The following is a 12,308-nucleotide window of genomic DNA, read 5'->3' as shown; positions in this document are numbered from 1 at the left end:
CGGGACTAGGGCTCCGGTCGTACGCCGGTCCACGCGTGACCGACCTCCCTCGACCCGGTCTGGCCGCGCGTGACACGAAGTGCCACCATGGAGGTGATCCGGGGACGCCGTGAGGGCGCCTCGAGATGACAGAAGGAGCCGTTGCAATGACGCAGCTTTCGGCTGCCCAGACGCCTCAGGCGAAGACCTCCGACGGCAGCAAGGCGCTGTACGGGGGAAAGGGCACACGCCGCATCACCGTCCGGGACATCACCGCGGCCAAGGAGCGGGGCGAGAAGTGGCCCATGCTCACCGCGTACGACTCGGCCACCGCCTCCGTCTTCGACGAGGCCGGCATCCCGGTCCTGCTCGTCGGTGACTCCGCGGGCAACTGCCACCTCGGGTACGAGTCGACCGTGCCCGTCACCCTCGACGAGATGACCATGCTCTCGGCGGCCGTCGTCCGCGGCACGTCCCGCGCGCTCATCGTCGCCGACCTCCCCTTCGGCTCGTACCAGGAGGGCCCGGTCCAGGCGCTGCGCTCCGCGACCCGTCTGATCAAGGACGCGGGCGCCGGCGCGGTCAAGCTGGAGGGCGGCGAGCGCTCGCACGACCAGATCCGTCTCCTCGTCGAGGCGGGCATCCCGGTGATGGCCCACATCGGCCTGACCCCGCAGTCCGTCAACGCCATGGGCTACCGCGTCCAGGGCCGCGGCGAGGAGGCCGCCGCGCAGCTGCTGCGGGACGCCAAGGCCGTCCAGGACGCGGGCGCCTTCGCCGTCGTCCTGGAGCTGGTCCCGGCGGAGCTGGCCGCCGAGGTCACCCGCACCCTGCACATCCCGACGGTCGGCATCGGCGCCGGCGCGGAGACCGACGCGCAGGTCCTCGTCTGGACCGACATGCTCGGCCTGACCGGCGGGCGCGTGCCCAAGTTCGTGAAGCAGTACGCCGATCTGCGCACGGTCATGGGCGACGCGGTCAAGGCGTTCGCGGACGACGTGGTCGGCGGGACCTTCCCGCTGGAGGAGCACAGCGTCCACTAGGACCCGTGCCCCGCGGGGCCGCACCGGCCCATCGAGCCACCGTGGCACAGAGGCGGCCCGCCGATCTTCCCCCGTCGGCGGGCCGCCGCCATGTCCCGGTTCCTCTCCCCGGCGCCTTCCCGGTACCGGTGAAGCCCGCGCACGGCCGCGCCGGCCGGGGCATGCTGGGTGACCATGACCGAAGAACCGGACGGTGAGACCGGGGCCCTGCTGCGGGTCCTGCGCGGACAGCGGCGCCATGTGCTCGGCATCCTCGACGGACTCGACGACGACGCGCTGCGCCGGCCGGTCCTGCCGTCCGGGTGGCACTGCCTCGGCCTGGTCCGGCACCTCGCGCTGGACGTCGAGCGGTTCTGGTTCGGCGCGGTCGTCGCCGGGGACGCCGAGACCGTCCGCACCCTGCCGAGCGGGGACGAGGCGTGGCGGGTGGCCCCGGACACCCCGGCCGCCGACGTCCTCGACTCCTACCGGCGCGAGGCGGAACGCGCCGACGCCGTCATCACCGCGACCCCCGCGGACGCCGCCCTCGCCTGGTGGCCGCACGACCTGTTCGGGGAGCCCCACCTGCACAGCCTGCGGGACGTCCTGCTCCACGTCATCACCGAGACCGCCTGTCACGCGGGCCATCTCGACGCGGCCCGCGAGCTGCTCGACGGCCGCCGATGGCTGGTCCTGACCTGACATCACCCCAGGCCGGCGCCGCGGAAGCGGGCGCTGTCGGTGCGCCGTGGGTGGCTGTAGGTGCGCTGTCGGTGGTTTGTCGGTGAGGGCTGCGACCGTCTTCGGCATGACGCGAATCGACGACAACCCCAGTGGCGCGCGGAGCGCCGTAGCCGTGCGGGGGCTGGTCAAGCACTACGGCGAGACCAAGGCGCTGGACGGGGTCGACCTGGACGTGCGCGAGGGCACCGTGATGGGTGTGCTCGGGCCGAACGGGGCCGGCAAGACCACCCTCGTACGGATTCTGTCCACCCTCGTCACGCCGGACGCCGGAGAGGCCTTCGTGGCCGGGTACGACGTGCTGCGCCAGCCCCGGCAGCTGCGCCGGGTGATCGGGCTGACCGGTCAGTACGCCTCCGTGGACGAGAAGCTGCCCGGGTGGGAGAACCTGTACATGATCGGGCGGCTGCTCGACCTGCCGCGCAAGGACGCGCGCAGGCGGGCGGACGAACTGCTGGAGCGGTTCTCGCTCACCGAGGCCGCCAAGCGGCCCGCGAGCACCTACTCGGGCGGTATGCGGCGGCGGCTGGACCTCGCCGCGTCGATGATCGGGCGGCCCGCCGTGCTGTACCTGGACGAGCCGACGACGGGCCTGGACCCGCGGACCCGCAACGAGGTGTGGGACGAGGTCAAGCGGATGGTCGGGGACGGTGTCACCGTCCTGCTGACCACGCAGTACATGGAGGAGGCCGAGCAGCTCGCCGACGAGCTGACCGTCGTCGACCGCGGCAAGGTGATCGCGGGCGGCGGCATCGAGGAGCTGAAGGCGAAGGTCGGGGGACGGACCCTGCGGGTGCGGCCCGCCGATCCGCTCCAGCTGCGCCCGCTGGCCGGGCATCTGGACGGGCTCGGCATCACCGGCCTGGCCACCACCACCGTGGACACCGAGAACGGCTCGGTGCTGGTGCCGATCCTCAGCGACGAGCAGCTCACCGCGGTGGTCGGCGCGGTCACCGCACGCGGTGTCACCGTCTCCTCCATCACCACCGAACTGCCCAGCCTGGACGAGGTGTTCCTGTCGCTCACCGGCCACCGCGCCAGTGCCCCGCAGGACACCGTGCCCGCCGAGACCCTTGAGGAGGTCGCCGTATGAGCGCCGCCACCCTTCCCGCGCCGGCCGAGGGCGACGCCCGGATCTCGCTGCGCGGGCATCTGCGGCACACCGGCGCCCTCGTCCGCCGCAACCTGCTGTGGATCCGCCAGGACCCGGAGTCGATGGCCGACGCGCTGCTGATGCCGGTGATCTTCACCCTGCTGTTCGTGTACGTCTTCGGCGGCTCGATCGGACAGGCGCTGGGCGGCGGACAGGACGGGTACGTCCAGTACGTCATCCCCGGCATGATCGCGATGATGAGCATGACCCTGGCCCAGGGCGTGGGCACCGGCTTCTGCCAGGACTTCAACTCCGGGGTCATGGACCGGTTCCGGTCGCTGCCCATCGGGCGCGGCTCGGTGCTGTTCGCGAAGATCTCCGTCGAGGTGCTGCGGATGCTGTTCGCGACCGCGGTGCTGATGATCGTCGCGGTGCTGGTCGGGTTCGACATCACCAACTGGCCGGGGCTCCTCGCGGCCGTGGGGCTGTCCGCGCTGTTCGCCTCGTCGATCATGTGGGTGTTCATCACCCTCGGCGTGATGATGAAGAGCGCCCAGTCCGTGCAGGCGATGGGCTTCCTGGTGCTGTTCCCGCTCCAGTTCGGCTCGTCGATCTTCGCGCCGACGGACTCGATGCCGGGCTGGCTCCAGGCCTTCACCGACTACAACCCGCTGTCTGCGCTCGCGGACGCCGCGCGCGGACTCATGGTGGGCGGCCCGGTCGCCCAGGACCTGTGGGTGACGCTCGGCTGGTCGGCGGCGATCACCGCGGTGATGGCGCCGGTCGCGATCCACAAGTTCCGTACGAAGACCTGACCGGCGCCGGCGGCCCGGTCACACGAGGGCGGCGGCCTCCTCCATGGGGAGGGTGCCGCCCTCGTCGTACGCCGCCGAGAAGTCCGCGTCGCCGAGAGCGGCGCGCAGGGCCCGCTCGGCCCTGGTCCGGGTCTCGCGTTCGAAGGACGCCGGGACATGGCCGGCCGGGAGCAGCCCGTCGCCCGCGGCCAGCAGACGGGCGCCGTCGCGGGCCCGGCCGTCGAGGTGGGCGAGGGCGCCCGCGGCGACCTGGAGGTAGAAGGGGCGCATATGGGGGGCGATGGCCTGGGCCAGCGGCTCCTCGGCCCGTTCCAGGGCCCGCCGGATCTTGTCCAGGCCGGGCCCGTACTGGCCGTCGGTGACATCCACCCAGGCTTCGGAGCCGAGGATGAAGGCGTCGAAGACGACGAAGTGGGAGATGCTGAACTCCTCGCGCAGCAGCCTCAGTTGCTCGCGCGCCTCGGCGGTCCTGCCGGTCAGGCCGAGATGGGCGGAGAGAAACATCCGGGCGGCGGCGCCCGCCTCGTTGGTGCCGGCCTCCCGGGCGTCGATCACCTCGCGCAGCAGCCGCTCCCCGTGCGGGCCCGCGCCGGTCTCCACCAGGGCGCTGCCCAGCCGTGCCTTGAGGACCTGCTGCTGGGCGCGGGCGCCGAGCAGTTCGGCGACCTCGATGGCCGCGCGGTAGTCGTCGGCGGCGAGCGCGTGGCGGCCCTGGCGCTCCTGGGACTCGGCCCGCGCGGAGAGCGCCTCGGCGGTGCCCCACAGGTCGCCGAGCTCGCGGAACATCGCCAGTGACTCGTCGGCGTCCCGGATGGCGTCGCCCGCCCAGTCGGCCCGGTTGGCGAACACGTTGGCCCGCCACTGGAGGCTGGTGGCGAGCTCCCAGTCGAATCCGGGGGTGGTGCGGGCGGTGTGGACGGTGGCGTCGATGATCTCCCGCAGCCGGTCCATGTCGCCGGAGAGCATCACGGCGAAGAACCAGAGCATGCCCGGGACCCGGCAGGTCTGCGGCATGCCCGGCTCGTAGGTGGCGGCGATGGACCGCAGTTTCGTCTGGGCGGCCGGATGCTGCCAGGCGTCCAACTCGGTGTCCATGCAGGACAGATGGACCAGGTGGACGCCGCGGCGGGCCTCGGCGAGGATCTCGCCCGTCCACGGCGGCGGGGCGTCGGTGCAGCGCCGGCGCACGGAGGCGGCGGGCACGGGCGGATCGGGGAACGGGTCGGGGCCCAGCGCCATGACCTCACGGGACCAGGTGCGGGCCTCGATCCGCAGGTCGCGCATCTGCCAGTACCAGCACAGCGACAGGATCAGGCACATCGCGTCCTGCTCCTCGCGGCCCGCGACGGCGTGCCGCAGGGCGGTGCGCAGGTTCTCGTACTCCCGCTCCAGCAGGTGCACGGCGGCGAGCTGGCCGGGGCCGCGCAGCAACGGGTCGGTGGAGCGGGCGAGTTCGCGGTAGTGCGTCAGGTGCGCGCGGGCGGCGTCGGGGCGGGCGCCCCGCTCGTCGAGGCGTTCGCCCGCGTACTCGGCGACGGTCTCCAGGAGCCGGTAGCGCATCTCGTCGTCGCCCGAAGGGGCGGCGACCACGAGGGACTTGTCGACGAGGGAGCCGAGCGCCTCCAGGGCGGCGGGCCCGCACACGGCCTCGGCGGCGGCGAGGTCGCAGCCGCCCGCGAAGACCGACAGCCGTCCCAGCACCTCGCGTTCGTCCTCGTCCAGGAGGTCCCAGGACCAGTCGACGACCGCGCGCAGGGTCTGCTGGCGGGGCAGGACGGTGCGGCTGCCGGAGGTGAGGAGACGGAAGCGGTCGTCGAGGCGGTCGGCGATCTGCCGCGGGGTCAGCATGCGCAGCCGGGCGGCGGCGAGTTCGATGGCGAGGGGCAGGCCGTCGAGGCGGCGGCAGATCTCGGCGCAGGCCTCGGGGTCGTCGGCCACCGAGAACCCGGGCCGTGCCGAGGCCCCCCGGTCGGCGAGCAGGCGCAGCGCCACGGGTTCCGGCAGGGGTTCCACGGGGCGCAGCAACTCCCCCGGTACGCCGAGGGGTTCGCGGCTGGTGGCGAGGACGGTGAGATGCGGGCAGCGTTCCAGCAGGGCCTCGACGACCCGGGCGGCGGCCTCGACGACGTGCTCGCAGTTGTCGAGGATGAGGAGCATCCGGCGCCGTCCGCAGTGCTCGGCGAGCCGCTCCAGGGGGTCGTCGTGGCGTTCGTTGCTGGCCCGCATGGCCTCGGCGCCGGCGCCGTACAGGACGGTCTCGCGGGCGCCGACGGCGGTGAGCACGGCCTCGGGCACGGCGGCCGGGTCGTCGACGGGGGCGAGTTCGGCGAGCCACACCCCGTCCCGGGCGGCGTCCCGCACGGTCTCGCCCGCCTCCTGCGACAGCCGGGTCTTGCCCGCCCCGCCGGGCCCCAGGAGGGTGACCAGGCGGGCGGCGGCCAGGTCGCCGCGGATGGTCGCGATGTCGTGCTCGCGTCCGACGAAGGAGGTGAGGCGGGCGCGGAGATTGCCGGGCGCCGGGGAAGGGGCCGGGGAGGGGACCGGCGCGGGCGCCGCCGGGAGCGCGAGCAGTTCGGCGTGCAGGGCCCTGAGTTCGGGTCCGGGGTCCGCGCCGAGCCGGTCGGCGAGCAGCCGCCGTACGTCCTCGTAGGCGGCGAGGGCCCGGGCGGTGCGGCCGGAGTCGCGCAGGGCGCGCAGCCGCAGGGCCTGGAGGGGTTCGTCCAGGGGATGGCCGTCGCACAGGGCGGTCAGTTCGGGCAGGGACCGCTCGGCGTGGCCGAGGGCGAGGGCGGCGGTGTGGCGGGCGCGCAGGGCGTCCAGGCGGCGGGTCTCCCAGCGGGCCGCCTCGGCGGTGCGGTCGGGCAGGTCGGCGAGGGCGGGGCCGTGCCACAGGGCGAGGGCGTCGTCCAGGACGACGGCGGCCTTGGCGGGGTCGCCGTCGGCGAGCGCGTGGGCGCCCTCGCCGGTGAGCCGCTCGAAGCGGTGCAGGTCGATGTCGTCCGGTGCGGCGACGAGCCGGTACCCGCCGTCCACGGAGGCCACGGCGTCGGCGCCGATCGTCCGCCGCAGCCGGCCCACCAGGGCCTGGAGCGCGGCGGGGGCGTCCGCGGGCGGGTCGCCGTCCCACACCTCGTCGACCAGGGTGCCGGGGCCGACGGTGCGGCCGGGCCGCAGCGCCAGCACGGTCAGCAGCGCGCGCAGCCGTGCGCCGCCGACCGGGAGGGGGGTGCCGTCGGGACGCAGTGCCTGGGTGGTGCCGAGAATGCGATAGCGCACGAGGTCCATTGTCCCTTGGTGGTTCGGGGCCGGTCACGGGGTTCGGGGGCGGGGTGTGTCGGCACGGCCTGCGCGGGTGTCCGCCGTGCCGGGCGTCTCCGGCAGGGCCACGAGCACGGGGCCGTCGCCGCCCGCGGTCCCCACTCCGGGCGGAGCGTCCGAGAGCAGGCCTCGCGAACGGCGTGGGAGAGCCAGGCATCGGTGCCAGGGACCTCCAGGGCGCCCGCGCCGACGTCCCGCAGGGGGCGTCCGTCCGGGCCCGGCCCGGCCTCCCGCCCGGAGCGGAGACCACGGGCGGGGTGTTTCGGCACGGCCTGCGCGGGTCTCCGCCGTGCCGGGCGTCTCCGGCACGGCCACGAGCACGGGGCCGTCGCCGCCCGTGGTCCCCACTCCGGGCGGAGCGTCCGAGAGCAGGCCTCGCGAACGGCGTGGGAGAGCCAGGCATCGGTGCCGGGGACCTCCAGGGCGCCCAGGGCACCCGCGCCGACATACCGCCGGGGCCGACCGTCCGGGCCCGGCCCGGCCTCCCGCCGGGCGCACCGCTCCGTGCGGCCCGCCCCGGCCCGGGGCACCGGTTCCCAGGCCGCGCCGGGCCCGGGGCGGGCGTGGCCCTGGGTCACCGGCCGGACGGCCCGGACCGCGTCGACGTACCGCCGGGGCCGACCGCCCGGACACGGACCCGTCCGCCGCCCGACGCACCGCTCCCGGCGGCACGCCACGCCCCGCAGCCGGGCGTCCCCGGGGCACCGGCTCCCCCGCCTCGCCGGGCCCGGGACGGGCGTACCCCTGGGTCACCGGCCGGACGGCCCGGACCGCGTCGACGTACCGCCGGGGCCGACCGCCCGGACACGGACCCGTCCGCCGCCCGACGCACCGCTCCCGGCGGCCCGCCACGCTCCGCAGCCGGCGTTCCCGCGGCACCGGTTCCCAGGCCGCGCCGGGCCCGGGGCGGGCGTGGCCCTGGGTCACCGGCTGGACGGCCCTCACCCGGCCCCGTACCGGGGGCGGCACGGTGCCGTGGGTCCCGGCGGTGAGCATCCCGACGAGCCGGACCCGGTCCCCGGACCCGGGCCCGCACCTCCGCGACGGCGGCCTGAAGCCCGTTCCCGTCCGGTCCGCCCGTGAGCGGCCCCGCGGCCTTGGTGAGCTGGTCGTACCAGCCGCCGCCGAGCACCCGCTCCACCTCGCCTCGTCGCCGACCGGGAACGGCTCCCCTCGGCGTTCCGTCCGCCGGTCCTCGCAGAACCCATGCCACAGCCCCATGGGCCCACCTTCTACGGAACCAAGGACGGACCGCGAGACGTTTTCGGCACGGGACGGGTACCGTCGGGCCGTCCCAGAGGCCAGTAAGCGCGTACGAGAGTCGGGGGAACCCCATGAGCACCACAGCAGCCCGCCGCAGCGACCGGCGGATCAGTCCCGTCTTCGCCGGGCTCCTGGCCGTCACCGCGGTGACGGGCTGGGCCACCTGGACCGGCTTCGCGGAGCAGCCCGGGGTCGCGGTGTTCCTGTTCGTGACGGCCGCGTGGATCGTGTCCCTGTGCCTGCACGAGTACGCGCACGCGCGCACGGCCCTGCACAGCGGTGACATCTCGATCGGCGCGAAGGGCTATCTGACGCTCAACCCGCTGAAGTACACGCACGCGCTGCTGAGCATCGTCCTGCCCGTCCTGTTCGTGATCATGGGCGGGATCGGTCTGCCGGGTGGCGCCGTGTTCATCGAGCGGGGGCGGATCCGGGGCCGGTGGAAGCACAGTCTGATCTCGGCGGCGGGCCCGCTGACCAACGTGCTGTTCGCGATCGTGTGCACGGCGCCGTTCTGGCTGGACGCGCTGGACGGCGTCCCGGCGGACTTCCGGTTCGCGCTGGCCTTCCTCGCGCTGCTCCAGGTGACGGCGGCGATCCTGAACTTCCTGCCGGTGCCGGGCCTGGACGGCTACGGGGTCATCGAGCCGTGGCTGTCGAACAAGGTCAAGCGGCAGGTGGAGCCGTTCGCCCCGTTCGGTCTGCTCTTCGTGTTCGCGCTGCTGTGGGTGCCCTCGCTCAACAGCGCGTTCTTCGACATCATCGACTCGATCCTGAGCGCGCTCGGGATCAGCGACTTCGAGACGTACTGCGGGCAGGACCTCTACCGCTTCTGGCAGACGAGCGACTTCTGCACGGTCAACCCGTGACCTTGGCCCGCTTCACGTAGTACCAGCACATGTTGCTGGACAGGCCCACGATCAGCACCCACACGACGCCGACCAGCCAGCTGCCCTGCACGAAGGACACGACCGCGGCGGCCACGGCGAGAAGGCAGACGATCAGGGCGTAGACGGCGAGGCGGGGCATGGGGAGGGTTCTCCTGTCGGGGGACACTGCGGTGCCGGGCCGGGTCGCGGACCCGGCCCGGGGCCTCCAGTGTCCCCCATCGCCTCACACGTCCGTGACGCGCAGGCCCGCGTGCGCCTTGTAGCGGCGGTTCACGGAGATCAGGTTGGCGACCAGGGACTCGACCTGGTGGGCGTTGCGCAGCCGGCCGGCGAAGACACCGCGCATGCCGGGGATGCGGCCGGCGAGGGCCTGGACGATCTCGACGTCGGCGCGCTCCTCGCCGAGCACCATGACGTCGGTGTCGATCTCGTCGATCTCCCGGTCCATCAGCAGCACGGCCGACAGGTGGTGGAAGGCGGCGGCGACCCGGGAGTCGGGGAGCAGGGCGGCGGCCTGCTCGGCGGCGCTGCCCTCCTCGGGCTTCAGGGCGTAGGCGCCCTTCTTGTCGAAGCCGAGCGGGTTGACGCAGTCGACGACGAGCTTCCCGGTGAGTTCCTCGCGCAGTGATTCGAGGGTCTTGCCGTGGCCGTCCCAGGGCACGGCGACGATGACGATGTCGCTGCGGCGCGCGGTCTCGGCGTTGTCGGCGCCCTCGATCCCGTGCCCGAGCTCCTCGGCGGCGGCCAGGGCGCGGTCGGCGGCCCGCGAACCGATGATCACCTTCTGGCCGGCCTTGGCGAGGCGGTAGGCGAGGCCCTTGCCCTGCGGCCCGGTGCCGCCGAGGACGCCGACGACGAGCCCGGAGACGTCGGGCAGGTCCCAGGGGTCCTTGGCGGGGGCCTTCTGTGCACTGTCGGTAGAGGTCATGGCCAGACTGTACGTGCGCCCCACGGCCCCCGGCCGGTCGGGTGAGCGGCGTCACCGGCCCCCGCGCGGCACGCTCCGCCCGCGCGCGCCCCGAAGCCGCCTCCACCGTCCGTCGCGTGGGCGTCGGCCCGGCCGTTCGGCCAGGGGCGGCCGTCGCGGTGCCGAAGTGGGCTCGGCCGTCAGGGAGTTGACTTCGGGAGCCGTCACGGTGAGGACGGACCGCCTCGATCGGCGGCCGGCGCCCCCTGTGCCCGAGTCGGGCGAATCCGGGGTGAACTTCATGTGGTGAGCGCTCTGTTGCGGCAGGATGGCGTGGCATGGACGCCGTACGGGTCGCGTTGCTGCGTGAGGTGCTCGCCGGGACCGAGTGGCTGGGGGCCACCCGGGGGTTCGCCGGGGTGCTGCGCGGTTCGGTGGTGTCGCACGGGGGCGGGCTGCTCCTGGTGGGCACCCCGGAGTACCAGCCGTGGCACTTCGCCGCGCATCTCGTCGACGAGGCGGCCTGGTCGGGCACCCCGGAGCTGGCCCCGACCCTGGTACGGCACGGCGCGCGTCCCTCGGACCCGGCCCATCTGGCGGTCGGGCCGGGCAGGCTGGCGGCGGCGCGGCGCGGCGAGACGGTGCTCGTCGTCTCCCCCGAGGCGCCGGGTGCGCCGCTGCTGGAACGGGTGCACGACGCGCGGCGCGCGGGGGCGACGGTGCTGGCGCTCGGTCCCGGCGGGGCCGAACTGGGGGCGATGGCCCATGAGTCGCTGGCCGTCCCCCAGGGCACGGACCTGGACCTGGACACCGTGCAGCATCTGGTCAGCGCGGCGGCCGGGGAGGACGCCCTGCCCGCGCCCCGCGGCCCGCGCCGCTTCCGCGACCGGCTGTCCCGTCTCACCGATCATCTGACGGCCCCGCCCCCGGCCCGCTGGTAATTCGGTTGCCCCGGCCCGCTCGCGCGTCGAGCATGGCCTCTCGTGACCGCGCGCGACCTGCTCCCCGACCTGACCCCCTGGCGGGCCTCCGCCGACTTCCGGCGGCTGTGGGTGTCGGGGCTGATCTCGAACTTCGGCAGCTTCCTGACGTTCGTGGCGCTGCCCGTGCAGATCAAGGATCTGACGGGCTCGGCGGCGGCCGTGGGCGCGATCGGCGCGGTGGAACTGGTGCCGCTGATCGTCTTCGGGCTGTACGGCGGCGCGCTCGCGGACGCGCTGGACAAGCGCGGCCTGATCGTGTGGACGGAGGCGGGCCAGGGGCTGCTGAGCGTGCTGCTGCTGGTCAACGCGCTGCTGCCGGAGCCCGCGGTGTGGCCGCTGTACGTGGTGGCGGCCCTGTCCTCGGCGCTGGTGTCGGTGCAGCGTCCGGCGCTGGACTCGCTGTGGCCGCGGATCGTGGCCCATGAGCACCTGCCGGCGGCGGCCTCCCTCAACACCTTCCGCTGGACGGTCGGCGGGGTCGCGGGCCCGGCGGTGGCGGGTGTCGTGGTGGCCTACGCGGGCATGGGCTGGGCGTACGCGGCGGACGCGGTGACGTTCGCGGTCTCCGTCGTGCTGATCCTGCCGATCGCCTCCTCCCCGGCCGCGCACGAGGCGGTGAAGCCGTCCCTGCGGGCGATCGCGGAGGGCGCGCGGTACGCGTGGAGCCGCAAGGAGCTGCTGGGCACCTACGCGGTGGACCTCGCGGCGATGTTCCTGGCGATGCCGCTCGCGCTGCTGCCGTTCCTGGCGGACGACCTGGACGCGCCGTGGTCGCTGGGGCTGATGTACGCGGCGGTCCCGTTCGGATCGTTGCTGGTGAGCGTGACGAGCGGCTGGACGGCCCGGATCCACCGGCACGGCCGGATGGTGGTGCTCGCCGCCGCGCTGTGGGGCCTGGCGATCGCGGCGGCCGGGGTCGCGGGGAACGTCTGGCTGGTGCTGCTGTGCCTGGCCGTCGCCGGGGGCTGCGACATGGTCAGCGGGGTCTTCCGCGGGGTGATGTGGAACCAGACGATCCCGGACGAGCTGCGCGGCCGGCTCGCCGGGATCGAGCTGCTGTCGTACTCGGTGGGCCCGACCCTCGGCCAGGTCAGGTCGGGCTCCTTCGCCGCGTGGTGGGGTGTGCGGTCGTCGGTGTGGTCGGGCGGGCTGCTGTGCGCGGGCGCGGTGGGGCTGCTCGCGCTGTGCCTGCCCAGGCTGATGACGTACGACGCGCGCACGGACGTGCACGCGGCCCGGGTGCGCGAACAGCGGGCGGCGACGGCCGCCGCCCGGGCCGGCGCCGCCGGGGCGTGAC

General features: G+C 74.5%; 11 protein-coding genes. 7 read left to right on the top strand and 4 right to left on the bottom strand.

Going from position 1 to position 12,308, the window contains the following annotated elements:
• Positions 1 to 146: 146 nt before the first annotated feature.
• From panB to ACIPSE_RS17570, 4 genes are all read left to right on the top strand, one after another.
• Positions 147 to 1,022 (top strand): 3-methyl-2-oxobutanoate hydroxymethyltransferase, encoded by an 876-nt coding sequence (panB, locus tag ACIPSE_RS17585; RefSeq protein ID WP_401663380.1) that lies wholly within the window; start codon positions 147 to 149, stop codon positions 1,020 to 1,022.
• Between the two features lie 174 nt (positions 1,023 to 1,196).
• Entirely contained in the window at positions 1,197 to 1,703 is a 507-nt protein-coding gene (locus ACIPSE_RS17580) for a DinB family protein (RefSeq protein WP_401663377.1), read from the top strand.
• Positions 1,704 to 1,809: 106 nt separating this feature from the next.
• Positions 1,810 to 2,835 (top strand): ATP-binding cassette domain-containing protein, encoded by a 1,026-nt coding sequence (locus ACIPSE_RS17575; protein WP_401663375.1) that lies wholly within the window; start codon positions 1,810 to 1,812, stop codon positions 2,833 to 2,835.
• A complete protein-coding gene (locus tag ACIPSE_RS17570; protein WP_401663372.1) occupies positions 2,832 to 3,650 on the top strand; it encodes an ABC transporter permease in 819 nt (272 codons plus the stop codon). The genes ACIPSE_RS17575 and ACIPSE_RS17570 overlap by 4 nt, the downstream gene beginning before the upstream one ends.
• Positions 3,651 to 3,668: 18 nt before the next feature.
• On the opposite strand, the gene ACIPSE_RS17565 is transcribed toward ACIPSE_RS17570, so the two are convergent.
• Positions 3,669 to 6,935, bottom strand: a complete 3,267-nt coding sequence (locus ACIPSE_RS17565; protein WP_401663370.1) for a BTAD domain-containing putative transcriptional regulator — start codon at positions 6,933 to 6,935, stop codon at positions 3,669 to 3,671.
• A gap of 24 nt (positions 6,936 to 6,959) precedes the next feature.
• Entirely contained in the window at positions 6,960 to 8,189 is a 1,230-nt protein-coding gene (locus ACIPSE_RS17560) for a DUF6578 domain-containing protein (protein WP_401663368.1), read from the bottom strand.
• A gap of 113 nt (positions 8,190 to 8,302) precedes the next feature.
• Between ACIPSE_RS17560 and ACIPSE_RS17555 the strand changes: the two genes are divergently transcribed.
• Positions 8,303 to 9,100 carry a site-2 protease family protein gene (locus tag ACIPSE_RS17555; RefSeq protein WP_401663365.1) on the top strand — a complete coding sequence of 266 codons (798 nt, stop codon included), beginning with the start codon at positions 8,303 to 8,305 and terminating at the stop codon, positions 9,098 to 9,100.
• On the opposite strand, the gene ACIPSE_RS17550 is transcribed toward ACIPSE_RS17555, so the two are convergent.
• Positions 9,090 to 9,260, bottom strand: coding sequence for a hypothetical protein (locus ACIPSE_RS17550; protein ID WP_401663364.1), 171 nt, complete (start codon positions 9,258 to 9,260; stop codon positions 9,090 to 9,092). The genes ACIPSE_RS17555 and ACIPSE_RS17550 overlap by 11 nt on opposite strands.
• Before the next feature lie 84 nt (positions 9,261 to 9,344).
• Positions 9,345 to 10,049 (bottom strand): NADPH-dependent F420 reductase, encoded by a 705-nt coding sequence (npdG, locus tag ACIPSE_RS17545; protein ID WP_401663362.1) that lies wholly within the window; start codon positions 10,047 to 10,049, stop codon positions 9,345 to 9,347.
• Positions 10,050 to 10,366: 317 nt separating this feature from the next.
• Here npdG and ACIPSE_RS17540 point away from each other — a divergent pair, with 317 nt between their 5' ends.
• Both ACIPSE_RS17540 and ACIPSE_RS17535 read left to right on the top strand, forming a co-directional pair.
• On the top strand, positions 10,367 to 10,969 hold the full coding sequence (locus ACIPSE_RS17540; protein WP_401663360.1) for a hypothetical protein: 603 nt from the start codon (positions 10,367 to 10,369) through the stop codon (positions 10,967 to 10,969).
• Positions 10,970 to 11,011: 42 nt separating this feature from the next.
• Positions 11,012 to 12,307: an MFS transporter gene (locus ACIPSE_RS17535; protein WP_401663358.1), complete on the top strand. Its 1,296-nt coding sequence runs from the start codon at positions 11,012 to 11,014 to the stop codon at positions 12,305 to 12,307.
• The last annotated feature ends 1 nt before the right edge of the window (position 12,308 follow it).

Source organism: Streptomyces sp. NPDC090106 (assembly GCF_044747265.1).
GTDB lineage: Bacteria > Actinomycetota > Actinomycetes > Streptomycetales > Streptomycetaceae > Streptomyces.
Note: the sequence above shows the minus strand (reverse complement) of the source record. Positions and strands in the feature narration are given on the sequence as shown.

Excerpts from the sequence above, each read along its gene's own strand:
- panB (WP_401663380.1), top strand. The coding sequence starts at position 147 with ATGACGCAGCTTTCGGCTGCCCAGACGCCTCAGGCGAAGACCTCCGAC.
- ACIPSE_RS17580 (WP_401663377.1), top strand. The coding sequence starts at position 1,197 with ATGACCGAAGAACCGGACGGTGAGACCGGGGCCCTGCTGCGGGTCCTG.
- ACIPSE_RS17575 (WP_401663375.1), top strand. The coding sequence starts at position 1,810 with ATGACGCGAATCGACGACAACCCCAGTGGCGCGCGGAGCGCCGTAGCC.
- ACIPSE_RS17570 (WP_401663372.1), top strand. The coding sequence starts at position 2,832 with ATGAGCGCCGCCACCCTTCCCGCGCCGGCCGAGGGCGACGCCCGGATC.
- ACIPSE_RS17565 (WP_401663370.1), bottom strand. The coding sequence starts at position 6,935 with ATGGACCTCGTGCGCTATCGCATTCTCGGCACCACCCAGGCACTGCGT.
- ACIPSE_RS17560 (WP_401663368.1), bottom strand. The coding sequence starts at position 8,189 with ATGGGGCTGTGGCATGGGTTCTGCGAGGACCGGCGGACGGAACGCCGA.
- ACIPSE_RS17555 (WP_401663365.1), top strand. The coding sequence starts at position 8,303 with ATGAGCACCACAGCAGCCCGCCGCAGCGACCGGCGGATCAGTCCCGTC.
- ACIPSE_RS17550 (WP_401663364.1), bottom strand. The coding sequence starts at position 9,260 with ATGCCCCGCCTCGCCGTCTACGCCCTGATCGTCTGCCTTCTCGCCGTG.
- npdG (WP_401663362.1), bottom strand. The coding sequence starts at position 10,049 with ATGACCTCTACCGACAGTGCACAGAAGGCCCCCGCCAAGGACCCCTGG.
- ACIPSE_RS17540 (WP_401663360.1), top strand. The coding sequence starts at position 10,367 with ATGGACGCCGTACGGGTCGCGTTGCTGCGTGAGGTGCTCGCCGGGACC.